This is a genomic window from Lichenihabitans sp. Uapishka_5 (genome assembly GCF_033947565.1).
Classification (GTDB): Bacteria; Pseudomonadota; Alphaproteobacteria; order Rhizobiales; family Beijerinckiaceae; genus Lichenihabitans.
The window spans coordinates 26,564-48,788 of the sequence record NZ_JARPVX010000024.1 but is presented as its reverse complement, the minus strand read 5'-3'; the positions used below and the strand labels follow the sequence as shown (position 1 = coordinate 48,788).

Below are 22,225 nucleotides of genomic sequence, written 5' to 3'. Positions count from 1 at the left end.
CCTTGAGAGCGACGCTGCGGCCGTCGCGTTCCAGCACGGCACCTTCGGCGTCGATGCTGGCCAGGTGCCAGCCGCCGATATCGGCGCCAAGCGCCGTCCAGGCCGTCGCTCCACCCGCGACGCCCAGCATGGCGCGGCGGACCCGGCCATCGAGCAGCACGCCCGTGATGGTGATGTCGGCAAGCGGCGGCGGCGCGGCGGCGCCCCGCAGGTCGTCGATCGAACCCGCGATGGTTTCCGGGCGCCGCTCAGGATCGAACAAGGCGATCCGCAAGGCCGGAGGCGGGTCGCCGGAGGCCGCATGGGGCTGCGGCGCCGGCACCAGCGCGGCCGCCATCCCCCCCTCCGCGTCGTCCGGCTCGGGCGGGGCGTCGGACCACACGGTGGCGAGCGTCATCAAGGCGGCGGCCAGGAACAACACCCGCACCAGGGAGGTGCGCACCAGGAGGATCGCGGTGGAGATCATCGGCGCGACCTCATGGGAGCGCGGCCTCGGTCGGGACCGGCGGCGCCTTGCGGGCGACCGCCGGGGCCACAAGCACCGCCACCCGCAGGTCGGCGCTGACCACGAAGGGCTTGCCGTGTTCGGGATCGGCCGAGCGCGACGGCGTCACCTCGATGCGTGGCACCACAAGATAGGGGCTTCGCCCCTCGATCGCCTTGAGAAACCCGTACAGGCCCGCCTGGGTGCCGCGCAGGTGCACGGCGCTCACCCGCGTCACGGGCTCGGCCGGCAGCGGCTCGGTACCGTCGACGATCACCTGCTGGCCCTCGGCCGCCTGGGTGACGGCGCTGGTCAGCGCCGCCGCGGCATCGGCGTCCGCCGGCAGGATCGGGGCCGGGCCGCCCTTGCGGGGCACCAGGCGGTCAAAGGCCGTGCGGGCCGCCGCGAGCTCGCGCAGCCCTTGCAACTGCGCCTGCCGGGCGGCGATCTCGCGCTGGCCTTCGGTGAAGCTCAGCAGCGCCGACACCGCGAGGTGGCCGATCAGCGCGACGCCGCCGATCAACAGCCCCAGCGCCAGCAGGCGCCGCACCAGGGGAAAGCGCAGCATGGCTCAGGCCCCCGGCTGCAGCGGCGCGGGGCGCAGCTTCAGCCTGAGCGTGAAGGGGACGCCCTCGTCGCCGTCGGGCTGCGCCGTGTTGTGGCCGACCGTGAAGACCCGCGAGGCGCCAAGCGCCCGCTCGAGGTTGTGGGCCGAGGCGGTGCGCCCCTGGATGGTGACCACGTCCTTTTCCATGAAGACGTGGTCGAGGTGGCTGTCAGCCGGCAGGCTCGCCGCGAGGCTGTCCAGCACACCGGTGACGGGGAAGTTGCGCCGCGCCAGAAGGGCGTCGCCGATCAGTTGCAGCGGCCCCCGGGCGAGGCCCGGCCGGAGCGCCACCGCGTCGGTCGCATCCGCGATGGCAGCGTCGAGGTCCGACAAGGTGCCGGCCTGCCGCAGAAAGGCGGCCGGCACGATGGCCAGCACGGCCATCACGGCGGCGGCGACCAGCACGCGGCGGGCTGCCTGCAGGTTGGGTGGCTCTGTTCCGGCCAGAACGTCGTTGCGGATCAGGTCGACCGGCAAACAATGACGCCCGGCCGCATCCTCCACCGCGATGGCGGTCACCGCCACGCCGTGAGCCGCGAGACCCCCGAGGGCGGCCTCCGTGTCGCGGCGCTTCAGCACCACCTGCTCCACCATCACCAAGCCGGGCTCGCTCCCCGGGTCGCGCACATACCAGTCCCAATGGGCGGTGCCGGCGTTGAACGGCGTGCCGATCTCGAGTTCGGACGCAAGGATCGTGGCGGCGCGCCCTAGCATGCGGCGCGGCAGCTCGCTTTGCCGGATAAAGCATCGGCCATGCGGCACCACCAGCCGCACCCGGCCCTGCTTGCGGCGCCCCTTCAGGCGATGTGTCGCCTCGGCCAGTCCGGCCATGTCGCCCGGCATGACCGCGGTGGTCTGGCCGGCGCGGTCGCGCAGCACCCATCCGTCGCGGTCGAGCCGCAGGTCGGCATCATACAACCGCCGGCGACGCTCGCGCAGGCGCCGCGGCACGAGACCGCGCAGTTCCGCCATCCACCAGGCCAGGGCGCCCTGCAGGAGGCCCGTGGCGGACTGGGCCAGCCTTCCCCTCATGGGAAGGCGGCCGGGGTCGGCGGAAGGGATCGCATGACGGCTCGGCCGGGCTCCTGGATGACACTGCCGCCGAGGCTACGCAGGCGGTGTTTAAGGTTTGTTAACGGCGTTCTTCCATCGTCATGGCTATCGAGACGCGGCGCGGCGCCCTGCGTCGTTCCCCCTTTGTCACCGCAAGGAGCCAGCGTGCCCAAGGCCTTCGGGATCCTGCGCGCGCTGGCGCCACGGCCCAGGCGCCCTGACCCCGAGGCGCACGGCGACGCCGTGGCGACGGTGGCCGCCCCGGTCGAAGCCGCGGTGGTGCCGGCGCGCGACGTGCTCCACTTCGTTTCCGCGCTGGTGGCGTCCGGACGGCTCGATGCCGCGCACGAGAACCGGGCCGCCGCGGCGCTGCGCCAAACCATGTCGGGCACCGACTGCTCCATCCTGACCGACCTCGGCCTGATCGAGGAGGTCGACCTCGTGGCCGCCCTGGCAGAGTTCCACGACAGTCCGGTGGCGACCGCCGACACCCTGCCGGCCGAATGGCCGTCGGTCGGGGCCGTGCCGTCCGCCTTCTGGAGCCGCAGCCGCATGCTGCCGCTCGCCGACGAACCCGACCGGCTCCGCGTCGCCGTCGTCGACATCTTTGCGGCCGACAAGCGCGAGGCGCTGGCGCACCTGCTCGACAAGCCCGTGGTGGCGAGCGTCATCGGGGCCTCGGTGTTCGAGACCGCGTTGCGGACGCTCGGCAGCGGCGAAGAGGCGGCCCACGACCTGCCGGGCGACGCGGGCGACGCCGCCGACGACCTGGCGCGACTGCAGGACGTGGCCAGCCAGGCCCCCATCATCCGGCTCGGCTCCCGCCTGCTGAAGACCGCCTTCGAGCTCAACGCGTCCGACATCCATATCGAGCCGGGCGAGGCCGACATCCGGGTGCGCTACCGCGTCGACGGCGTGCTGGTCGGGGCCGAAACGCTGCCGAAGGCCGTCCAGATGGCGCTGACGACGCGTTTCAAGATCCTGGCCGGGCTGAACATCGCCGAACTGCGGCTGCCCCAGGACGGGCGCATGAAGGTGGTCGACCGCGGCGCCGCCACCGACCTGCGCGTCGCGGCGCTGCCGACCGCCAACGGCGAGGCGCTGGTGATGCGCATCCTGCGCCAGTCCCGCAAGGTCGGCACGCTCGGATCGCTCGGCTTCTCGGCCGCCGCCGAGGCGCGGCTCGGCACCATGATCGGCCGGCCGAACGGCATCGTGCTGGTGTCGGGCCCGACCGGCAGCGGCAAGACCACGACGCTCTACACGGCGCTCGCGATGCTGAACGGCACCGAACGTAAGATCATCACGGTCGAGGACCCGGTGGAATACCGGATCGCCGGTGTGTCCCAGGTTCAGACCCATGCGGCCATCGGGCTCGATTTCGCCACGGCGCTGCGCTCGATCCTGCGCCAGGACCCCGACATCGTGATGATCGGCGAGATCCGCGACGGCGAAACGGCCCGCATCGCCGTGCAGGCGGCGCTGACCGGGCATTTGGTCTTGTCCACCATCCACACCAACTCGGCCGCCGCCACGGTGACGCGGCTCGTCGAGATGGGCATCGAGCCCTACCTGATCGCCGCGACCCTGAACGGCGTCGTGGCCCAGCGCCTTGTGCGGTCGCTGTGTTCGGCCTGCGCCCAGCCCGAGCCCGGCAGCCCCCATCGGATGCGTCCCGGTGGCTGTCCGCAATGCAGCCAGGCCGGGTTCAAGGGCCGCTCCGTGGTGGGCGAGGTGATGCCGGTCGACGCCATCCTGCGCGACCTCATCACCGACAAGGCCACGGCCGGCACCCTTGAGGCGGCCGCGATCCGGGCCGGCATGGCGACGCTCGCGGTCAGTGCGCTCGCCAAGGTGGAAGCCGGGGAAACGACGCTCGAGGAGGTGTTGCGCCACATCGACCTCGGCCCGGCGTCGGTGCGGGCGAGCTGATGCCGAACTATGCCTTCAAGGCCTTCGATGCACGCGGCGCCCTGGTGGAGGGGCGGGCCGAGGCGCCCAGCAAGGCCGACGTTTCGGCCCAGGTGCTGCGCCAGAACCTGCGGTTGATCTCGGCCGAAGAGGTCGGGGCCGGCGGGTTCTGGACGCGCGACTTCAAGTTCGGCGGTCGGCCCAAGGCCCGGCAGGTGGTGGATTTCGTGCGCGAGCTCGCCACCCTGACGGAAGCCGGGCTGACCATCGACCGGGCGCTGCGGCTGGTGGCCCAGCATGCGCCCGCCACGCTGAAGCCGCGGCTGAACGCCGTGATCGAGGCCGTGGTGGCGGGCTCCAGCTTCTCGCAGGCGCTCGGCCAGCACCGCGACGTGTTCAGCCACGACGTGATCGAGGTGATCGCGGCCGGCGAAAAGACGCGCGCCTTCCCGACCGTGCTGCGCAACCTCGCGGGATCGCTCGAACGGCGCGGCGCCATCCGGCAGCGGCTCGTGTCCGCCATGGTCTACCCGGCCATGCTGGTGGTGATGTCGATCGGTGCCATCGCGGTGGTGTTGACCGTGCTGGTGCCGGCGCTGGCGCCCTTGTTCGACGATCCCGGCGTCACGCCGCCGCCGCTGATCCGGCTGGTCAACGGCGTCAACGCCACGGTGGCGCAGTCCTGGCCCCTGATCCTGGCCGGGATCGCGGCGGCTGCGGCCGGGATCGTGGCGCTGGTGCGCCATCCGGGCCTGCGCCGATGGGTCGCCGAGGCGTCCCTGCGGGCGCCGCTGCTCGGCCCCATCCTGGTGGGGGTCGAGGCTGGCCGGCTGTGCCGGGTGCTGGGCACGCTGGTGTCGGCCGACGTGTCGCTGCCGGCCGCCATCGCGGCCTCGCGCACCATCCCGAACAACCCCGTGTTTCGCGATGCCGTAGCGGAAGCCGGGCGCCGCATGGTGGAAGGCGCCCGCCTGTCGCAAAGCCTCGACCGCCTGCAGCCCTACATGCCGGTGGTGCTCAACCTCATCGCCACCGGTGAGCAGGTGAACCGCGTCGGCGAGATCCTGCTGCATGCGGCCGACATGCAGGAAACCGAATCGCAGACCCGCATCGAGCGGCTGATGGGCTTGCTGGTACCGCTGCTGACGGCCGGCATGGGGCTGACGATCGGCGGCCTCGTGTTCTCGGTGATGAGCGCCATCCTCAGCGTCAACGACCTGGCTACGGCGCATTGACGGGAGACCGCACGGCCGGCTTCACGCTGATCGAGGCCATCATCGTGCTGGGCCTGATGGCGCTCGGCATGGCGCTGCTCGGGCCGATGGTGCGGCGCGGCACCTCCCCGCGTGATCTCGAGGCCTTCGGCACCCGGGTGGCCATCGAGGCGCGGCGGGCCCGTACCGAATCGATGCGCCTCAACGTGGAAACCGCGCTGGTGTTCGATGCCCCCGGTCGCGCCTTCCTGGTACGGCCGGGGCAGGGCCGCTTGCCGGTGCCGCACGACGTGACGGCGACGCTGGTGACGAGCCGCAGCATGGACGACGGCGAGCGCCCGACGATCCGCTTCCTGCCGGACGGCCGCTCCAGCGGGGGCGAGGTGCGGTTGAGCCTTCCTGGCGCTACGGCGGTGCGCATCGCGGTGGACTGGCTGACGGGCTGGCCGCGGCGGGTGACGCCGTGAGGCGCCGCGGAACGCGGGGCGACGAGGCGGGCTTCACGCTGGTCGAGGTGCTGGTCGCCTTCTTCATCGCGGCCCTGACACTGACCATGGCGCTCAAGGTGCTGGGCGAGGGGGCCGGCTGGGCGCGGCGCGGCCCCGCCACGGCCTTGCGCCTGGAGGAAGCCGCCTCGCTGCTCGACGCGACCCTGGCCGAGCCGGGCCTCGCTCCGGGCGAGCGCACCGGGCGCTTCGCCGATGGGGCGCCCTGGCGTCTGCGCGTCGTCGATGTGACGGCCGAGGTCGTGCCCGGGGCTCCCGCCCAACTAATGCGGGTCGAGGTGCTGGCCGGTCCGCGGCAGGGCCCCGCCCTGTTGTCCACCCTGGCCACCGTGGCGCGGGCGGCGCCCTGATGCGGCGCGCTGCGGAACCGACGGCCGGCACCATCGAGGACCCGCGTGCGGGCCTCACCCTGATCGAGATGATCATTTCCCTGGCGATCGGCGCCCTGGTGATCGCCTTCGTGGCTGAGGGGACCGGCATGATCCGCAGCTTCGGCCGGCTCGGTGCCGCCGTATCGGCCCAGGACGAAACCCTGGCAGTGCGCGACCACCTGCGCGCGACCGTGGCGGCGGCGCTCGGCGGCGGCACCGGGCCGCAGGCCATGGGCTTCGCCGGGGTGGAGGACACGGCGGTGTTCAGCGTGCCGGGCGACCGCCTGCTCGAATCGGGGGCCTCGGTGCGCATCACCCTGGCGGCGCTGCCGGATCACGGCCGCATGGCCCTCGTCGAGACCCGGGCGCCGATCGGCCAGGAAGGAAGCGGCGATCCGCAGACGCGGACGCGTCGCCTCGTCGGGGGTGCCGCGGCGGTCGGCTTCCGCTATTACGGCGCCTTGTCGGGCGATGCCGCCCCCGGCTGGGCGCGCGACTGGACGGACCCCGAGGCCACGCCGCGCCTGATGCGCATCGACGTGACCTTTCCGCCCGGCGACCCGCGTCGCTGGCCGCCCTTCGTGGTGTTGATGCCGACCGCCCGCAGCCCTGCCGCAGCCGCACTGGCGACAGTCGGCAAGACAGCGGCCGCCGCGGTGCCCTCGACGCCCTGACCCGTCAGCCCGGATTGTCGCCGGCCTTCATCGGGTGGGTGCTGGCGAGGTCGCCCTCGTGGCCCTGCGAATACACGTCGAACTCGGCGGTGCGGCCCGGCATGCGGTAGGCGTAGCGTTTGTGCCAGGGGTCCAGCAGGCCGCTGCTGTTCTTCAGGTAGGGGCCGTGCCAGCCGGCCGCGCCGTCGGGCGCGCTCAGCAGGGCTTCGAGGCCCTGCTCGGTAGAGGGATAGGAGCCGACGTCGAGATAGTAGAGCTCCAGCGCCGAAGCGATGTTCTTGGCCTGCACCTGCGCCGTCTGGGCCTTGGCGCTCGAAAAATAGCCGAGCACACGGGGCGCCATCAAGGTGGCCAGCATGCCCACGATGCCGAGCACCACCAGCAGCTCCACCAGGGTGAAACCGTCCTGTCCCCGGCGCGGCGCCGATGGGGCCGTCCGGCTGCGCCGCGCCACGATGGCGCCAAGGCTGCGAAGTCGGCGGAGAAGCCGTGTCTGCCGCATGGGAATGATCGTCCTTCGTTGTTCGACCGCGACGATCGAGATTTCAACACCGATTCGATGGACCACACTAGAGTTTCCGGACATTAACAAAAGCCTTCCCGCCAAAGTACAACCGATCGGGACAGGGTGCTTCGGCTGTATTTGCGACGCGGGAGCGTGCGGCTCGACTAGGGGCAGCTTCACGACATGAGCGCAATTCGATGCAATTGCTTGACGAAGCTCTGACGTGTCTCCCGAGCCGCCGACGTGAGAGGGCCGCGTGCTCGCCCTCTGCCGCATTGAGTCGACGGGGCGTCGCGGTGTAGACCGGATCGCTGGCCGATCGGAGCCGGCGTGGGAGGCCTGGGGCACGATGAAGGGGCTGGCGCCGATGCTGCTCGCGGCCCTGATGGTGTGCGGCCCCGCGACCCCATGGCAGGCCCAGGCGATGCCGGGCCGGTTCTTCGCCTCGCCGCGGCAATGCGAAGGCGCCAAGGCCATCGCGCCCGCGGCCTGCCGCACCGCCTTTGCCAATGCCCTGGCGGAATTTGCGGCCAAGGCGCCGAGCTATCCGTCGCGGCGTGCCTGCATGAAGGCTTTCGGGCCCTGCATGCCCTGGCCGATCGGCACCCGCCGCTATTCGAGCTTCCGGCCGCAATGGATCGGCATCGTTCTGGCCGCCGATGCTTCGGTGGCTCCCGCCGTGGCGCCTGGGCGTTTGCGGCTCGACTTTGCGACGCAATCGACCGCCAGCCTGTCGCCGGCCGCCGTGGCGCCGACCGGGCCGGCGCCCGACCCCGAGGGGGACCATCCCACCATCCTGACGCCGGATCGCGACGATACGGTGTCGCGCTTGCCGACGCCGCGGGCCGGTGGCGGTTTCACGGTGATCGACGGCGTGCTTACCTATCCGGCGCCGGCGCGCTTCCAGCCTAAAACGAGATAGTTATGACGGCCGCGGCCCCTCCGAACCACGCCGAAGGCCTTCTGCGCGCCCGCTTCGCGAGCATCGGCGGCCGCACGCGCGTGCTCGATCTGCGCGAAGCGGGCGGCTATCGCATGCGCTTTCCCAAAGTGCCGGCCGGTCCGAGTTCCGCCTATGAGGCCGTGTGCATCAACACCGGCGGCGGCATGGTGGGCGGCGACCGGCTCGGGCTCGACTTCGCCTGCGGCCCCGGCGCCGCCCTGACGCTGACCACCCAATCGGCCGAGAAGATGTATGGCAGCGCCGGCGCCACCACGCAGGTGTCGACGGCGCTGGACGTGGAGGCGGGCGGCCGGCTCGACTGGCTGCCGCAGGAAACCATCCTGTTCGACCGCGCCCGCTTCGCCCGGACCCTCGACGTGCGCCTCGCGCCCGACGCGACCTTCCTGGCCCTCGAGGCGCTGGTGTTCGGCCGCCTCGCCATGGGCGAAACCATGCGGACGGGGTTGGTACGCGACCGCTGGCGCGTGCAGCGCGGCGGCCGGCTCGTTTTCGCCGAGGACTTGCGCCTCGAGGGGCCGGTCGAGGCGCTGCTCGACCGGCCGGCGCTCGGGGGCGGCGCCCGGGCCTTTGCGACGCTGCTGCTCGTGGCCTCGGACGCGGAAGCGCGGCTCGAGCCGCTGCGGGCTGCCCTCGCGCCCCTTGGCGAGGGCGTCGACTGGGGCGCCAGCGCCTGGAACGGTCTGTTGAGCTGGCGCGCCGCAGCGGTCTCGCCAGAACGGTTGCGCCGCAGTATCGTGGCGGCGCTCGACCATCTGCGGGGCCAGCCGGCGCCCCGCGTCTGGCAATAGATCGGGGTTGCTGACGCCATGAACCTGACGCCGCGCGAAAAAGACAAGCTCCTGATCGCCATGGCGGCCAATGTGGCCCGCCGCCGGCTTGAGCGCGGCGTCAAGCTGAACCACCCGGAAGTGATCGCGCTCATCACCGATCATGTGGTGGAGGGCGCGCGCGACGGCCGCTCGGTCGCCGACCTGATGGAAGCCGGTGCCCATGTGGTGACGGCGGACCAGGTGATGGACGGCATCGCCGCGATGATCCACGACATCCAGGTGGAAGCCACCTTCCCGGACGGCACCAAGCTCGTCACCGTGCACCACCCGATCCGCGACGCCGCCGATGCGTTGGTGCCCGGCGAGGTGCTGACGGCGCCGGGCGACCTCGTGTTGAACGAGGGGCTCGCCACTGTGACCCTGACGGTCGCCAATGCGGGTGACCGTCCGATCCAGGTGGGGTCGCACTACCATTTCTTTGAAACCAACCCGGCGCTGCGGTTCGAGCGCGCGGAAGCGCGTGGCTTCCGGCTCGACATCCCGGCCGGCACGGCGGTGCGGTTCGAGCCCGGCCAAAGCCGCGAGGTGCGCCTCGTTGCCTTGTCGGGCCGCCGCGAGGTTTATGGGTTCCGCCAGGAGGTGATGGGGCCGCTCTGAGCCACCCTGGCGGGGCCGCCGTGGTGGGGCGCGATCCCGGCAGGTGACCATCGGCCCGCCAGCCTGTAGAGGGGGAGCGCGTGCATCCAGCGCACCGAGGGGCCAAGACCACCGCATGAGCGACATCACCATCACGTCCGGCGACTTCCGCTTCAAGGCGCGGTTCGAGGACAAGCGCGCGCCGAAGACCTGCGCGATGTTCCGTGCGCTGCTGCCTTACCGGCAGCGCATCATCCATGTCCGCTGGAGCGGCGAAGCCTGCTGGATCCCGCTTGGCGAAACGGATTTCGGCCTCGGCTTCGAAAACCATACCAGCTACCCGGCCCCGGGGCAGATCATCGTTTATCCGGGCGGCATCAGCGAAACCGAGATCCTGCTGGCCTATGGCGGCGTCAACTTCGCCAGCAAGGTCGGCCAACTGGCCGGCAACCACTTCCTGACCATTACCGAAGGCGCCGAGCGGCTGCCGGAGTTCGGGCCCCATGTGCTTTATAACGGGGCCCAGGAGATCGTCTTCGAAGCCATCTGACGCGACCGGCGGAACCGGCATGGCCCGGTTCTGCCACAGCCCTCACCAATCTCGGGCGCACGCCGATGCGCTAAGGCTTCGTTAAGGCCTGGGGCGGACACTGGCGTTTTCGCGAGCGCGCCTTGCCATGCTGGCCTTGATCGATCTGTGGCTCCTGTCGGTGGCGGTTCTGCTGCATCTGGTCGACGTCGCGCCCGACATGGAAGGGCACGACTGAGCCATCCGGCTCACAGCTTCATTCCGGACGCAGCGCAGCGGAGATCCCGATCCCGAACCAGGGACAGGCTGGCTTTAGCGCATCCAGGCCGGCTTGCCGGATTCCCCTCGCAGACCCGCCCACCAGCCTTCGAGCGCGATGACGAAATTGCGCGGCGCCCTGGCCCGGATGTATTGGGCCGTGAACACCAGCGTGGTCAGCGCCACCAGCGGATAGAGCGCCGGGTACAGGCGCCGCGAGATCAGGTGCTTGTTGCGTTCTTCGAGATAGACTGCAAGCCGCGATCGCGCCCGCCGCGACGTGCTCGAGCCGAGCGTGCCCCCATGATGGTGGTGGATGATCGAATCCGCCGCGAGGCCCAGGCGGAAGCGGCCACGGCGCAGGCACCAGTCGACCTCCTCGACGTAAAGGAAGTAATCCTCCGTCATGCCGCCGACCTCGTCGATGAAGGCGTGGGTGATGTACATCGAGGCGCCCAGCACATAGGTCATCTCGCGCTCAACCGCGCCGGCATCGACCGGCGCCTCAGCCGGGCGCCCCAGGCCGATGTTGAAGCCGCGCGCCGTATATTTGCGCCAGCGGCCCCCATAGGCCTGGATCTTGCCGGTGCCGAACAACACGAGGCGGCTGCCCACGATGCCGTAGCGCGGGTCCGATCGGGCCTTGCGGACCAGGGCCGCCAGGGCGTCGCGGTCCGGCTCCGTATCGGCGTTCAGCACCCAAAGGGCGCTCCAGTCGGGGAAGGCAGCGAGCCGGGCGATGGTGGCATTGACGCCGCCCGCATAGCCGAGGTTGTCGGCGGCGCAGAGCGCCTCGACGACCTGGCCGCCCGGCAGGGTGCCGCGCCAGACAGTCGCGATGGCCGGATCGGTCACGGCCGGGGCAGTGCCCTCGGCCGCCAGGGTGGCGAGCCCCGCCACGAGGTCGTCGAAGCCCGCACGACCGCCGTTCTCGCAGATCAACACGACGAAGTTCGGGTCCGAGCCCTCGGCGAGCGTCGCCACGCAGTGCCGGACGTCGTCGGCATTGCGGAATCCCACCATCGAGACGGCGGTCGGCCCGGTGGCATGGGGCGGCTGGTCGGGGGAGGGCATGGTCGTCACGTCCTTGCAGGCAGGGGCGGCCGCTCGGCCTGGTGAGGCCGGAGCAGCCGTTCTGTAGCCTGCGGGTTCCGCACCGGCAACGCTGCGGCTTGGGTCGCTGCCATGCTGCCTGCCGGGCGAGGCTGGCCTACATGTTCGGGTAGACCGGCCCGCCGCCGCCCTCGGGCGGCACCCAGGTGATGTTCTGGCTCGGATCCTTGATGTCGCACGTCTTGCAGTGGACGCAGTTTCCCGCGTTGATGACGAAGCGCGGATCGGACTTGGTCTTTTCCTCGGCGTAGACCACCTCATAGACCCCCGCCGGGCAGTACAGCCGCGCCGGCTCGCCGTAGAGCGGCAGGTTCTTGGCAATCGGGATGCTGGGATCGGCCAGCACCAGATGGGCGGGCTGGTTCTCGGCATGGTTGGTGCCCGACAAGAACACGCTCGACAGCTTGTCGAAGGTCAGCACGCCGTCGGGCTTCGGATAGGTGATGGGCTTGACGGCGCTGAGTTCCTTCAGGCTGGCATGGTCGGGCTTGCCGTGCTTCAGCGTGCCGAACAGCGAGCGGCCGAACAGCTGGTGCATCCACATGTCGAGGCCGCCGAGCGGCACCCCGAGCATGGTCCCGAAGCGCGACCACAAGGGCTTCACGTTGCGGACGCGGTAAAGGTCGGTGCCGATGTCGGAGCCGCGCCAGGCGTCCTCGTAGCCCGCCACCTCGTCGTGGCTGCGGCCGTCCTTGAGGGCCGCCGCGACATGGTCTGCCGCCAGCATCCCCGACAGCACGGCATTGTGCGATCCCTTGATGCGCGGCACGTTGACGAAGCCGGCCGCGCAGCCGAGAAGCGCGCCGCCCGGGAAGGTCAACCGCGGCACCGACTGCCAGCCGCCTTCCGTGATGGCCCGCGCCCCATAGGACAGCCGCGTGCCGCCGTCGAACACGTCCCGGATCATCGGATGGGTCTTGAAGCGCTGGAACTCGTCGAACGGCGACAAGGTGGGGTTCTGGTAATTCAGATGCACCACGAAGCCGACCACCACCTGGTTGTCTTCGATGTGGTACAGGAACGAGCCGCCGCCCGTGGTGCCGTCGAGCGGCCAGCCGAAGCTGTGCTGCACCAGTCCCGGCTTGTGCTTTGCCGGATCGACCCGCCACAGCTCCTTCAGGCCGATGCCGTATTTCTGTGGCTCGCCGTTCTTGTGCAGCTGGAAGCGGGCGATCAGCTGCTTCGACAGCGAACCGCGCGCCCCTTCGGCAAACAGCGTGTAGCGGGCCCGAAGCTCCATGCCGCGGGTGAAGCCTTCGGTGATGTGGCCGTCGCGGGCGACGCCCATGTCGCCGGTGGCGACGCCGACGACGGCGCCGTCGGCGTCATACAGAACCTCGGCGGCCGCGAAGCCGGGATAGATGTCGATGCCGAGCGCTTCGGCCTTGCGGCCGAGGTAGCGCGCCACATTGCCGAGCGAGCCGACGAAGTTACCGTGGTTCGACATCAGCTTCGGCATCAGCACGTTGGGCAGCCGGATGCCGCCGGCGGGCCCGAGCAGCATGAAGTGATCGTCGGTCACCGGGGTGACGAGCGGCCGGTCGGGATCGTCCCGCCATTCGGGCAATAGCCGGTCGAGCCCTTTCGGATCGATCACGGCGCCCGACAGGATGTGGGCCCCGACCTCGCCGCCCTTTTCGACCACCACGATCGACAGCGTGTCGTCGAGCTGCTTCAGCCGGATGGCCGCCGCGAGGCCTGCCGGCCCCGCACCCACCACCACGACGTCGAAGTCCATCGCCTCGCGTTCGGGCAGCGCCTCGCCGCTCGCCGGCTCGTTCACCAGGGCCATGCGCCCGCTCTCCTTAGGGTTCGATCCCACGTCAAAGATGAGAATGGCGTGACGCGCAAGCCAGGAGGGTGCTACATCGGGCCCCATGACCGACTTTGGCGACGCATTCGCCGCCCTGCGCTGGTATGCCGAGATGGGCATCGACGCTGTCGTCGATGCGACCCCGCATGATCGTTTCGCCGAACATGCCGCGACCCAGCGCGACCGGGCCGAGGCTCCTTCGCCGGCACCGGCTTCACAGCCTGCCGCGGCGCGACCGCCTGCCGCGACATCGACCGGAGGAGAGGCGGGTCGACGCCCGCCCTTGACCGCGATCGCGGCCGCCTCGCCGCCGAGGCCGCAGCCGACGACCTTGTTCGGCGACGCTGCGGCCCAATCGGCCGATGCCGCCGTGATGTCGGCCCGCGAGCTCGCGGCAGCGGCCCGCAGCCTCGACGAGCTGAAGGCCGCGGTGGCGGCCTTCGAGTCCTGCACCCTGAAGGCCACCGCGACCCAGATCGCCTTTTCGGACGGCGACCCCGCCGGCGGCATCATGGCGGTCGGCGAAGCGCCCGGCGCCGAAGAAGACCGGCACGGCACCCCGTTCTGCGGGCGCAGCGGCCAGTTGCTCGACCTCATGCTGAAGGCGATCGGGCTCGACCGCACAAAGGTCTATGTGGCCAACGTCGTGCCCTGGCGGCCACCCGGCAACCGCACGCCGACGCCGCAGGAGATCAGCATCTGCCGCCCCTTCATCACCCGTCAGATCGAGCTGGCGGCGCCGCGCTTCCTGCTTTGCCTCGGCGGCCCCGCCACCCAGACGCTGCTCGGCACCAAGGAGGGCATCCTGCGCACCCGGGGACGCTGGTTGGACTATCCCGGCCCGCACGGCCCGATCCGCGCCATGCCGATGCTGCATCCGGCCTATCTGCTGCGCCAGCCGGCCCATAAGAAGCTCGCCTGGCGCGACCTGCTGGCGCTGCGCCAGGCCCTGGATGCCGACACGCCATGACGGAAGCGAGTTTTCCGGCCGGTACGCGCGAAACCTTGTTGTTCCTCGCCACCGCGGGGCTGGTGGTGCCGGCCTTCACCAAGCTGCGCATCAGCCCGGTGCTGGGCTTCCTGTTCGCCGGCATCGCGCTCGGGCCCTATGGCATCGGCGCGCTGGTCGACAGCGTGCCGGCGCTGCAATATCTCGCCATCAGCCATCAGGCCCGCATCGCCTCCATCGCGGAGTTCGGGGTGGTGTTCCTGCTCTTCATGCTGGGGCTGGAGCTGTCTTTTGCGCGTTTGGCAACGCTGCGCCGGCTGATTTTCGGCCTTGGCCCGATCCAGGTGGTGGCCTCGGCGCTGGGGCTCGGGGTGGCCGGCATGGCGCTCGGCGTCGCGCCGAGCGTGGCGCTGGTGATCGGCGGCGCCGTGGCGCTGTCGTCCACCGCCATCGTGGTGCCGGTGCTGGCCGAGCGCAAACGGCTCAACTCGCCGACGGGCCGCATGGCCTTCGCGCTGTTGTTGTTCCAGGACCTCGCGGTGGCACCCTTGTTGTTCGCCGTGTCGGTGCTGGCCGATCACGAGCCGGGCAGCCTCGGGCTGAAGCTCGCCCTGACGCTGGCGCCGGCCATCCTGGCGGTCGGCGCCCTGGTGGTGGTGGGCCGCCTGATCCTGCGGCCGTTGTTCCACCTCGTGGCGGTGGCGCGCTCGACCGAACTGTTCACCGCCGCCTCGCTGCTGGTGATCGTCGGCACGGGCGCCATCACGGCCGCCAGCGGCCTGTCGATGGCGATCGGCGCCTTTATCGCCGGGCTGCTGTTGGCCGAAACCGAATATCGCCGCGAGATCGAGGTGACGATCGAGCCCTTCAAGGGGCTGCTGCTCGGCCTGTTCTTCGTGTCGGTCGGCACGGAGCTCGACCTGTCGCGGTTGTTTGCCACGCCGGCGCTGGTGCTCGGCATGGCGGTGGGGCTCGTGGCCATCAAGGCGCTGGTTCTCTACGGCGCCGCCCGCCTCCTGAAGATGCCGCGCCGCGTGTCGGCCGAGGTGTCGCTGCTGTTGGCGCCGGGGGGCGAGTTCGCCTTTGTGCTGATCAACCAGGCAGCCGCCGGCGCGCTGCTGCCCGAGACCATCAGCGCCAGCCTGCTGGTGGCCGTGACGCTGACCATGATCGCCACCCCGTTCATGGCGCGCGGCGCCGAGCGGCTGGCGCGGCGCCTGCCGGCCGCCCGCAACACGGTGCCGCTGCCGCCGCCCGACGACGGTCAGGCCCGCGTGCTGATCGTCGGCTATGGCCGCGTCGGCCAGCTGGTGGCCGAGATGGTGACGGGGCACAACCTGCCTTATCTGGCGATCGACGACGACCCGGCCGTCGTGGCGCGGGCGCGGGACGCCGGGGTGCCGATCACCTTTGGCGACGCCACGCGCCCCGACTTCCTGCGCCTGTGCGGTCTCGCCCAGGCCCGGGCCCTGGTGGTCACGGTCAGCACCACCCGCGTGGTCGAGCAGGTGGTGGCGGCCGGTCGCGGCGAGCGCGCTGACCTCACTATCGTGGCGCGCGCCCGGGACGCCGCCCATGCGGCCAAGCTCTACGAGGCCGGCGTCACCGACGCGGTGCCCGAAACCATCGAAGCGAGCCTGCAACTGAGCGAGGCCGTGCTGGTCGACATCGGTATCCCGATGGGCTTCGTGATCGCTTCGATCCACGAGAAGCGCGACCAATACCGCCGCATGCTGAACGCTTCCGAGCCCCAAGGCCCAAGGCGCGAACGACGCGCGATCCGCCGCCCCACCGCCGAGTCGAAGGCTTAGAATTCTCCCGCAACCACCCGTGACCCTCATTCCGGGGCGGCGCAGCCGAACCCGGAACCGGTGTGCTCCATCCTGCATCGCCCAGGCGCCCCGGTTCCGGGTCTCCGCTTCGCTCCGCCCGGAATGAGGGAACCCGTCATCCCCAACCCAGCTTGGGTGCAGCCAGACTTGGCTTCGAAGCCCTTCGCAGACGGTGGGCTCTGGAGTTCGAAGGGTTCCGGGCTCGACCTCCCCGCCGAATGCGGGCACTGAACGGATCGGCCGCCATCGTCCGGCACCCTGCCTGCGGCAGCTGCGACGGTTTCGGAAGCCTCACGATGGACGACGAACGATGTTGAAGCGCTTGCGGATCGACCCCTACCTGATCGCGCTGGCCGCGACCGTGGGGCTGGCGGCGCTGCTGCCCGCGCGCGGCACCGGCGCCGTCATCACGGAAATCGTCACCAACGCAGCCATCTTCCTGTTGTTCTTCCTGTACGGCGCCCGGCTGGCCCCGCAGGCCGTGCTGACGGGCTTCGCGCATTGGCGGCTGCAGGGCGCCATCCTGCTCACCACCTTTGTGGTCTTCCCGATTCTCGGCATGGGTTTGCAGGCGCTCATCGGCGGCCACCTGCCGGCGCCGCTCGTCACCGGCCTCGTCTTCACCTGCCTGCTTCCCTCGACGGTGCAATCCTCGATCGCCTTCACGTCCATCGCGCGTGGCAACGTCCCGGCGGCGCTGTGCGCCGCCTCCGCGTCGAACCTCGCCGGGGTGATCCTGACGCCGCTGCTGGTCGGGCTGGTGCTGCACACCCAGGGTGGCTTCAACCTCAAGGCTTTCGAGGACATCGCCCTGCAGTTGCTGCTGCCTTTCGGGCTCGGGCAGGCGGCACGGCCGCTGATCGGCGCCTTTCTCGGGCGCCACAAGGTGCTGACCTCCTATGTGGATCGCGGCTCGATCTTGTTCGTGGTTTATGGCGCGTTCAGCGCCGGCGTGGTGGCGGGCATCTGGCATCAGGTCGACCTTGCGGGCCTCGCCAGCGTGATCGGGCTCGACGTGGCGCTGCTGGCCATCGTGCTGGTGGCCACCACGCTGGCCAGCCGGGCGATCGGCTTCAACAAAGCCGACGAGATCGCGACGGTGTTCTGCGGCTCGAAGAAGAGCATGGCGAGCGGCATCCCGATGGCCAACATCCTGTTCCCGGCCCAGTCGGTGGGTCTGGTGGTGCTGCCCCTGATGTTGTTCCACCAGATCCAGTTGTTCGCCTGCGCGTTCCTGGCGCAACGCTACGGCGCCCGCGCCGAGGTGACGGAAGCCACGCTGGCCAAAGCGGTCAGCTGAGCGTGGCAGGGACGGGCCGCGGCTGGCTTCGCGTGACGGCCGCTAAACGCCCAACAAACGCGGGATGGCGCTCCTCACTCGGGAATAGCCGCGGTTCGACACCGGCCATGCGGCCTCGTCCCAGGCGCGGCGAAGCCGGATGACCCCGGCCGGCAGCGCGTCGGCCGAGGGCCCGACCGGCGCATAGGCCGTGACGATCGGCAGGCCCGCGTTCCACCCCTCACCGAGCGGCTCGGCCGAACAGCCGAAATGGGCCTCGGCGCGTCGCGAAGCATCCTCGAGTGCCTGTTCATCGGCCGCGCGCACGCGCCCCACCGCATCTGGCGCATGGGCGGTCAGCACCGCGATGCGCTGCACCACACCCCGGCCAAGCGGCAGCGTTTCGGGGTGCAGGTCGTCGCCATGCAGCAGCAACGCCACAGTGCCCGAGGGGGGCACTTCGGCGCGAGAAAGCGGCGCCTCGCGCGGCGGTTGCGCCTCCTCCAGGCAGTCCGGGTCCTCGTCGAGGCCTTGCGGATCGTAGCGGCCGTCGGTGAAGCGCCGGATGTTGTCGCGCCGCGCCACATAATGCTTGCCGCGCGTGTGCAGGCCCGCGACCCAGCGCCATGACAAGGTGTTGCTGGCCGGATCGCCGTCGATCAGGTTGCGCATGAAGAAGTCCGCCCCGAGTTCCCACGGCAGCCGCAGCGTGAAGATCCAGATGGAAGCGAACCACATGCGCGCATGGTTGTGCAGCCAGCCGGTCTCGACCAGATCCCTGGACCAATCGTCGAAGCCGTCGATGCCGGTGCGGCCCTCGACCGCCTGATCGTAGATCCGGCGCAGGCCGGGCTCGGCGGCGAGGCGTCCTTGTGCGCGCGCGGCCCCGGCGAGGGCGCCCGTCCAGGCCTGCGGATGGGTTTCGAGATGGCCCTTGAAATAGGTGCGCCAAAAGACTTCGGACACGAATTTTTCGGCGTCCTGCTCTCCGAAGGCGTCGATGGCGGCGCGCACGACCTCGTCTTCGGTGATCAGGCGTCGCCGCAGAAAGGGCGACAATGCCGAGGTGGTGGGCGCCGCATCCCGCCCGCGATCGGTGTTCCGCAGGGCGGCATAATGCGGGCCCTGGCCGGCCAGGAAAGCGTCGAGGCCGGACAGGCCCGCCTCGCGGGTCATGGAGAGATGCTGGATCATCGGCCCTAGCTAGGGTGCGGGGCCGGCTCGGCCCGCCTGCCGCTGCCACATGACGCAGCAGCGCCCGATCGCTTTGTCGGGCCCGCCTTCGGTTCAGCCCAGATAGGCATAGGCCGCGATGGCGACCCCGAGCCCGCCGAGGAACAGCGAGGCCTGCCAGGGCCGACGGCTGCGGGTGATGATCGTCAGGGTGGCGACCGCGATCGCCACATGGATCAGCGTGACGCCGGCTGTCAGCACGTGATGGCGCTGCTCGTGCCCTTCGCTTGCCGCGAGCGCACCATTGCGCTCGTCCTCGAGGCGCTGGGCTTCGTTTTTCGAACCCGTCTGCTCGGCCGCATAGCCGGACGCCTTGTCGCGATAGCTTTGTGCCTTGTCGGCATTGGTTTCGGCGGCGATCTCGTAGGCGTTCCGCTTGATGCTCTCGGCCTGATACAGGGCCCAGGCGTCGGACGCCTTGGCCTGGGCCAGCACGGATTCGTTCTTGGCCGAGATGGCCTTGCCGGATTCGATAGTTTCCAGGCTGCCCACGGTGGCGGCCGCGACCGCCATCAGGGCGATGGTGGCCGAAGCGAGGATCAACGTCCTGTCGCCCGAATGCGCCGCGTGTTCGGCATGCTCGGCTTGTTCGTGCGCTTCGGTGGGCATGTCGTCCATGATGTCGCTTCTTCGGATGCAGTGCGGCGGGACAGCCTCGTGTGTCCCTGTCGTTAGCACGCCGCAATCAACGAAGCGCGCAATCCGTGGGGGCGACGGCGACGATGAGGGGTCATCCGCAATGCTGCGCACGTTGCGCCGGCCGGAGCGGCGAAGCACCATCGCGGCGCGCGAATCGAGCAAACGGCCACCCTCGGCCGGAAGGAGAAACGATCATGCATGCCGTTCTTGCGACCTTCCTGGCGATGGCCAGCGGTACGAGCCACAACCTGACCCGCCCGCTTCCCGAGCTCAGCGAACTGGTGCCCTTCTCGGGATCGACGCCATCGCCGGCGCTCTACGCCTATGACCAGGACCATTGCAGGACGCGTCGCTCGGGCGTGATCATCTGCCCGCGCTACGTCCGATGACGGCCTGAAATCATGTCGGCCACCCGGGACCGGGCATTAAGGCAGGCTTGATTGTGAGAGACCCGAGCGGCGTCGGCTTCGAAGGTCTGACCGGAATTGGTGCGCCCAAGGGGAATCGAACCCCTGTTTTCGCCGTGAAAGGGCGACGTCCTAGACCGCTAGACGATGGGCGCACTGTCCGGGTGGGAGGCTTATAGGCCGGAGCCGAAGGAGAGACAAGGTCCGGTTGGCGAGATGGGCGTATTTTCCGAGGTCCTGCGCGGATCGCGGATCGGCCAACAAAAAGGGAGGGCTTTCGCCCTCCCGATCAGCGTCGATGGTGGTGTGGCCGATTACTCGGCTGCTTGGCGCACCGGCTCCTCGGCCTGGCCGTCCGTGTAGGTCGGCTGGGCGCGGTTCTGGCCCGGGACCGGCTTGCCGGGCAGCGGCGGCAGTGCCTTGGCCTTTGCGAGATCGAGACCGGCGCCTTCTGCGACGCGCGTGCCGTAATCCTCGTCGCAATGCCAGAAGTGCCACACCATGCGCAGCGCCAGCGCTTCCGGGCAGGCCTTCATGTCGTTGACGAGATTGTTGATCAGGTCGTCACGCTCCCAGGTCTCGAACGAGCGATAGCGCTCGCCGGCCTGGGTGTAGTCGTCGGCCGTGCGGGTCGGCTGGTAGCGGCCGAGGTGCCCCTGCACGAGCTGGTGATAGTCCTTGGCGGGCTTCGGGGCCTCGACGAGGCCTGAGCCGAGGTAGGACGGCTCGTAGTTGACGTGCTTCGACTCGCCGATGCCGTCGACCATGAAGGTCATCTGGCCGTCGCGCTGGTTGGTCGACACCTTCACGCCCGGCGCCGGAGCGTTGATGGGCAGCTGCAGGTAGTTCGGGCCGACGCGGTAGCGCTGGGTGTCCGAATAGGACAGCGTGCGCCCCTGCAGCATCTTGTCGTCCGAGAACTCGATGCCGTCCACCAGCACGCCCGTGCCGAAGGCCGACTGCTCCACTTCCGCGAAGAAGTTGTCCGGCACGCGGTCGAGCACCATGCGGCCGACGGGCAGCAGCGGGAACTGGTCAACCGGCCACAGCTTGGTGTCGTCGAGCGGATCGAAAGACAGATGGTCGTTCGGGCCGTCGGGCATGATCTGCACGCAGAATTCCCACTCGGGGAAGTTGCCCTTGGCAATGTTGTCATACAGGTCGCGCGTCGAGTGGCCGACGTCGCGGCCCTGGATCTCGGCCGCCTGGGCGGAGGTCAGGTTGCGGATGCCCTGCTTGGGTTCCCAGTGGAACTTGCACAACACCGCCTCGCCCCGATCGTTGACGAGCTTGTAGGTGTTAACGCCCGAGCCTTCCATCTCGCGGAAGTTGGCCGGGATGCCCCAGGGTGACTTCAGGTGCGTCACCATGTGAAGCGACTCGGGGTGGCTCGCGATGAAGTCGAAGAAGCGCCATGCTTCCTGGCGGTTGGTCACCGGATCCGGCTTGAAGGCATGGATCATGTCGGGGAACTTGATGGCGTCGCGGATGAAGAAGACCTTAAGGTTGTTGCCCACCAGGTCCCAGTTGCCGTCGACGGTCTTAAACTTGACCGCGAAGCCGCGCGGGTCCCGCTCGGTCTCAGGCGATTCCTTGGCGCCCGCCACGGTGGAGAAGCGCACGAACATCGGGGTGCGGACGCCCGTCTCGTTCAGCACGCGGGCGCGGGTGTATTTGGAGGCCGGCTCGTCGCCGATCTTTCCATAAGCTTCGAAATAGCCATGGGCACCGGCGCCGCGCGCATGCACGACGCGCTCCGGGATGCGCTCACGGTCGAAATGGGTGATCTTCTCGATGAACTGGTAGTTTTCGAGCGTGGCCGGGCCGCGTTCGCCGACCGTGCGGGTGGACTGGTTGTCGCGAACCGGATGACCCTGGCGGGTCGTCAGGATGGTCTTGTCGTCACTCATCTGGCGCTCCGATGACGCTTGCTCTTCGCGGCAGGCACACGCACTCTTGCGTCGCCGGCCCAGGCCGAGCATTTGGAATTTGAGAATGAAACTGATATTCACTTTCGGGCCGGGCCGCAAGCCTGGGACATGCACGATCGAGTGAGGGATGGAACGCGTTTCGCGCCGGCCAAAGCTGCCGAAGAACTACAAGCTGATCTACGACGTGCTCTGCGCCCAGGCGGAAGGCCACCATGCGTCGGCGAGCGAGATCCATGGCGCCGCCAAGCAGTTGCAGCCGGGCCTGGGCTATTCGACCGTGTATCGCGCGCTCGACCGGCTGCGCGACCTCGGGCTGGTGCTCGAGGTGCGTCTGCCCGAAAGCGCTTCGGCGCTGTATGAGCCGGCGCGGCCGGGGCATGCGCATTTCCATTGCGTCGGTTGTGGGCGTGTCGACGATGTGGCGTTCAGCCTGCCCGAGCCGGAGCTTGCGGCCCTGGCGAAGCGCCATGATATCGAGATCGACACGATGGTGACGACCTTCAACGGTCTTTGCCAAGGCTGCCGCGGCGCGGCCGCGTCGTAGCGC

22 protein-coding genes, 1 tRNA gene and 1 pseudogene are annotated in these 22,225 nt (G+C 69.8%); 14 read left to right on the top strand and 10 right to left on the bottom strand.

All coding sequences use genetic code 11. The features are described 5' to 3' along the window. The 3 genes and pseudogenes from P7D22_RS11140 to P7D22_RS11130 form a co-directional block, all read right to left on the bottom strand. Positions 1-466 (bottom strand): annotated as a pseudogene (locus P7D22_RS11140) (hypothetical protein); the annotation flags it as partial. A 10-nt stretch (positions 467-476) separates the two neighbouring features. Then, positions 477-1,052 carry a type II secretion system protein GspM gene (gene gspM / locus P7D22_RS11135; protein WP_319934304.1) on the bottom strand — a complete coding sequence of 192 codons (576 nt, stop codon included), beginning with the start codon at positions 1,050-1,052 and terminating at the stop codon, positions 477-479. Positions 1,053-1,055: 3 nt separating this feature from the next. After that, on the bottom strand, positions 1,056-2,123 hold the full coding sequence (locus P7D22_RS11130; RefSeq protein WP_319934303.1) for a PilN domain-containing protein: 1,068 nt from the start codon (positions 2,121-2,123) through the stop codon (positions 1,056-1,058). Between the two features lie 186 nt (positions 2,124-2,309). Here P7D22_RS11130 and P7D22_RS11125 point away from each other — a divergent pair, with 186 nt between their 5' ends. The 5 genes from P7D22_RS11125 to P7D22_RS11105 are packed head-to-tail and all read left to right on the top strand — an operon-like array spanning position 2,310 to position 6,820. After that, positions 2,310-4,076, top strand: a complete 1,767-nt coding sequence (locus P7D22_RS11125) for a GspE/PulE family protein (protein WP_319934302.1) — start codon at positions 2,310-2,312, stop codon at positions 4,074-4,076. Then, positions 4,076-5,290, top strand: coding sequence for a type II secretion system F family protein (locus P7D22_RS11120; RefSeq protein ID WP_319934301.1), 1,215 nt, complete (start codon positions 4,076-4,078; stop codon positions 5,288-5,290). The genes P7D22_RS11125 and P7D22_RS11120 overlap by 1 nt, the downstream gene beginning before the upstream one ends. Further along, positions 5,287-5,736, top strand: a complete 450-nt coding sequence (locus P7D22_RS11115; RefSeq protein WP_319934300.1) for a GspH/FimT family pseudopilin — start codon at positions 5,287-5,289, stop codon at positions 5,734-5,736. The genes P7D22_RS11120 and P7D22_RS11115 overlap by 4 nt, the downstream gene beginning before the upstream one ends. Then, positions 5,733-6,125, top strand: a complete 393-nt coding sequence (locus P7D22_RS11110; protein WP_319934299.1) for a type II secretion system protein — start codon at positions 5,733-5,735, stop codon at positions 6,123-6,125. The genes P7D22_RS11115 and P7D22_RS11110 overlap by 4 nt, the downstream gene beginning before the upstream one ends. Continuing rightward, the gene (locus tag P7D22_RS11105) at positions 6,125-6,820 is read left to right on the top strand and encodes a PulJ/GspJ family protein (protein ID WP_319934298.1); all 696 of its coding nucleotides are present in this window, start codon (positions 6,125-6,127) and stop codon (positions 6,818-6,820) included. The genes P7D22_RS11110 and P7D22_RS11105 overlap by 1 nt, the downstream gene beginning before the upstream one ends. Before the next feature lie 4 nt (positions 6,821-6,824). On the opposite strand, the gene gspG is transcribed toward P7D22_RS11105, so the two are convergent. Beyond that, on the bottom strand, positions 6,825-7,322 hold the full coding sequence (gene gspG, locus P7D22_RS11100) for a type II secretion system major pseudopilin GspG (protein ID WP_319934297.1): 498 nt from the start codon (positions 7,320-7,322) through the stop codon (positions 6,825-6,827). 352 nt (positions 7,323-7,674) lie between these two features. Between gspG and P7D22_RS11095 the strand changes: the two genes are divergently transcribed. The 4 genes from P7D22_RS11095 (at position 7,675) to P7D22_RS11080 (ending at position 10,245) form a co-directional block, all read left to right on the top strand. Continuing rightward, the gene (locus tag P7D22_RS11095; protein WP_319934296.1) at positions 7,675-8,247 is read left to right on the top strand and encodes a DUF1190 domain-containing protein; all 573 of its coding nucleotides are present in this window, start codon (positions 7,675-7,677) and stop codon (positions 8,245-8,247) included. Positions 8,248-8,249: 2 nt separating this feature from the next. Then, positions 8,250-9,077, top strand: a complete 828-nt coding sequence (locus P7D22_RS11090; protein WP_319934295.1) for an urease accessory protein UreD — start codon at positions 8,250-8,252, stop codon at positions 9,075-9,077. 18 nt (positions 9,078-9,095) lie between these two features. Then, positions 9,096-9,716 (top strand): urease subunit gamma, encoded by a 621-nt coding sequence (locus P7D22_RS11085; RefSeq protein ID WP_319934294.1) that lies wholly within the window; start codon positions 9,096-9,098, stop codon positions 9,714-9,716. Between the two features lie 115 nt (positions 9,717-9,831). Next, the gene (locus P7D22_RS11080) at positions 9,832-10,245 is read left to right on the top strand and encodes a DUF3830 family protein (RefSeq protein WP_319934293.1); all 414 of its coding nucleotides are present in this window, start codon (positions 9,832-9,834) and stop codon (positions 10,243-10,245) included. 291 nt (positions 10,246-10,536) lie between these two features. On the opposite strand, the gene P7D22_RS11075 is transcribed toward P7D22_RS11080, so the two are convergent. Both P7D22_RS11075 and P7D22_RS11070 read right to left on the bottom strand, forming a co-directional pair. Next, the gene (locus P7D22_RS11075) at positions 10,537-11,556 is read right to left on the bottom strand and encodes a glycosyltransferase family 2 protein (protein ID WP_319934292.1); all 1,020 of its coding nucleotides are present in this window, start codon (positions 11,554-11,556) and stop codon (positions 10,537-10,539) included. Between the two features lie 136 nt (positions 11,557-11,692). Next, the gene (locus tag P7D22_RS11070; RefSeq protein WP_319934291.1) at positions 11,693-13,387 is read right to left on the bottom strand and encodes an electron transfer flavoprotein-ubiquinone oxidoreductase; all 1,695 of its coding nucleotides are present in this window, start codon (positions 13,385-13,387) and stop codon (positions 11,693-11,695) included. 85 nt (positions 13,388-13,472) lie between these two features. Here P7D22_RS11070 and P7D22_RS11065 point away from each other — a divergent pair, with 85 nt between their 5' ends. The 3 genes from P7D22_RS11065 (at position 13,473) to P7D22_RS11055 (ending at position 17,489) form a co-directional block, all read left to right on the top strand. Next, entirely contained in the window at positions 13,473-14,378 is a 906-nt protein-coding gene (locus P7D22_RS11065) for a uracil-DNA glycosylase (RefSeq protein ID WP_319934290.1), read from the top strand. Continuing rightward, on the top strand, positions 14,375-16,168 hold the full coding sequence (locus P7D22_RS11060) for a cation:proton antiporter domain-containing protein (RefSeq protein WP_319934289.1): 1,794 nt from the start codon (positions 14,375-14,377) through the stop codon (positions 16,166-16,168). Before P7D22_RS11065 ends, P7D22_RS11060 begins: the two co-directional genes overlap by 4 nt. Before the next feature lie 331 nt (positions 16,169-16,499). After that, positions 16,500-17,489, top strand: coding sequence for a bile acid:sodium symporter family protein (locus tag P7D22_RS11055; RefSeq protein ID WP_319934288.1), 990 nt, complete (start codon positions 16,500-16,502; stop codon positions 17,487-17,489). Positions 17,490-17,531: 42 nt separating this feature from the next. Here P7D22_RS11055 and P7D22_RS11050 read toward each other — a convergent pair whose 3' ends face one another. Together P7D22_RS11050 and P7D22_RS11045 are read right to left on the bottom strand one after the other, a co-directional pair. Next, a complete protein-coding gene (locus P7D22_RS11050; RefSeq protein ID WP_319934287.1) occupies positions 17,532-18,644 on the bottom strand; it encodes an FAD-binding domain-containing protein in 1,113 nt (370 codons plus the stop codon). Positions 18,645-18,755: 111 nt separating this feature from the next. Next, positions 18,756-19,319: a DUF4337 family protein gene (locus P7D22_RS11045; RefSeq protein WP_319934286.1), complete on the bottom strand. Its 564-nt coding sequence runs from the start codon at positions 19,317-19,319 to the stop codon at positions 18,756-18,758. Between the two features lie 215 nt (positions 19,320-19,534). Between P7D22_RS11045 and P7D22_RS11040 the strand changes: the two genes are divergently transcribed. Further along, a complete protein-coding gene (locus tag P7D22_RS11040; protein ID WP_319934285.1) occupies positions 19,535-19,729 on the top strand; it encodes a hypothetical protein in 195 nt (64 codons plus the stop codon). 97 nt (positions 19,730-19,826) lie between these two features. Here P7D22_RS11040 and P7D22_RS11035 read toward each other — a convergent pair. Then, positions 19,827-19,902 (bottom strand) — tRNA-Glu (locus P7D22_RS11035). Positions 19,903-20,061: 159 nt separating this feature from the next. Next, positions 20,062-21,657 (bottom strand): catalase, encoded by a 1,596-nt coding sequence (locus P7D22_RS11030; protein ID WP_319934284.1) that lies wholly within the window; start codon positions 21,655-21,657, stop codon positions 20,062-20,064. 148 nt (positions 21,658-21,805) lie between these two features. On the opposite strand from P7D22_RS11030, the gene P7D22_RS11025 reads away from it, so the two are divergent. Beyond that, the gene (locus tag P7D22_RS11025; protein ID WP_319934283.1) at positions 21,806-22,222 is read left to right on the top strand and encodes a Fur family transcriptional regulator; all 417 of its coding nucleotides are present in this window, start codon (positions 21,806-21,808) and stop codon (positions 22,220-22,222) included. Positions 22,223-22,225 lie beyond the last annotated feature (3 nt).

What these genes read in the sequence shown, in the direction of transcription:
- P7D22_RS11085 (WP_319934294.1), top strand. Translation starts at nt 9,096, where the DNA reads ATGAACCTGACGCCGCGCGAAAAAGACAAGCTCCTGATCGCCATGGCG.
- P7D22_RS11050 (WP_319934287.1), bottom strand. Translation starts at nt 18,644, where the DNA reads ATGACCCGCGAGGCGGGCCTGTCCGGCCTCGACGCTTTCCTGGCCGGC.
- P7D22_RS11040 (WP_319934285.1), top strand. Translation starts at nt 19,535, where the DNA reads ATGCATGCCGTTCTTGCGACCTTCCTGGCGATGGCCAGCGGTACGAGC.
- P7D22_RS11080 (WP_319934293.1), top strand. Translation starts at nt 9,832, where the DNA reads ATGAGCGACATCACCATCACGTCCGGCGACTTCCGCTTCAAGGCGCGG.
- P7D22_RS11130 (WP_319934303.1), bottom strand. Translation starts at nt 2,123, where the DNA reads ATGAGGGGAAGGCTGGCCCAGTCCGCCACGGGCCTCCTGCAGGGCGCC.
- P7D22_RS11030 (WP_319934284.1), bottom strand. Translation starts at nt 21,657, where the DNA reads ATGAGTGACGACAAGACCATCCTGACGACCCGCCAGGGTCATCCGGTT.
- P7D22_RS11055 (WP_319934288.1), top strand. Translation starts at nt 16,500, where the DNA reads ATGTTGAAGCGCTTGCGGATCGACCCCTACCTGATCGCGCTGGCCGCG.
- P7D22_RS11045 (WP_319934286.1), bottom strand. Translation starts at nt 19,319, where the DNA reads ATGGACGACATGCCCACCGAAGCGCACGAACAAGCCGAGCATGCCGAA.
- P7D22_RS11120 (WP_319934301.1), top strand. Translation starts at nt 4,076, where the DNA reads ATGCCGAACTATGCCTTCAAGGCCTTCGATGCACGCGGCGCCCTGGTG.
- P7D22_RS11095 (WP_319934296.1), top strand. Translation starts at nt 7,675, where the DNA reads ATGAAGGGGCTGGCGCCGATGCTGCTCGCGGCCCTGATGGTGTGCGGC.
- P7D22_RS11070 (WP_319934291.1), bottom strand. Translation starts at nt 13,387, where the DNA reads ATGGCCCTGGTGAACGAGCCGGCGAGCGGCGAGGCGCTGCCCGAACGC.
- P7D22_RS11075 (WP_319934292.1), bottom strand. Translation starts at nt 11,556, where the DNA reads ATGCCCTCCCCCGACCAGCCGCCCCATGCCACCGGGCCGACCGCCGTC.
- gspM (WP_319934304.1), bottom strand. Translation starts at nt 1,052, where the DNA reads ATGCTGCGCTTTCCCCTGGTGCGGCGCCTGCTGGCGCTGGGGCTGTTG.
- P7D22_RS11105 (WP_319934298.1), top strand. Translation starts at nt 6,125, where the DNA reads ATGCGGCGCGCTGCGGAACCGACGGCCGGCACCATCGAGGACCCGCGT.
- P7D22_RS11065 (WP_319934290.1), top strand. Translation starts at nt 13,473, where the DNA reads ATGACCGACTTTGGCGACGCATTCGCCGCCCTGCGCTGGTATGCCGAG.
- gspG (WP_319934297.1), bottom strand. Translation starts at nt 7,322, where the DNA reads ATGCGGCAGACACGGCTTCTCCGCCGACTTCGCAGCCTTGGCGCCATC.
- P7D22_RS11060 (WP_319934289.1), top strand. Translation starts at nt 14,375, where the DNA reads ATGACGGAAGCGAGTTTTCCGGCCGGTACGCGCGAAACCTTGTTGTTC.
- P7D22_RS11025 (WP_319934283.1), top strand. Translation starts at nt 21,806, where the DNA reads ATGGAACGCGTTTCGCGCCGGCCAAAGCTGCCGAAGAACTACAAGCTG.
- P7D22_RS11090 (WP_319934295.1), top strand. Translation starts at nt 8,250, where the DNA reads ATGACGGCCGCGGCCCCTCCGAACCACGCCGAAGGCCTTCTGCGCGCC.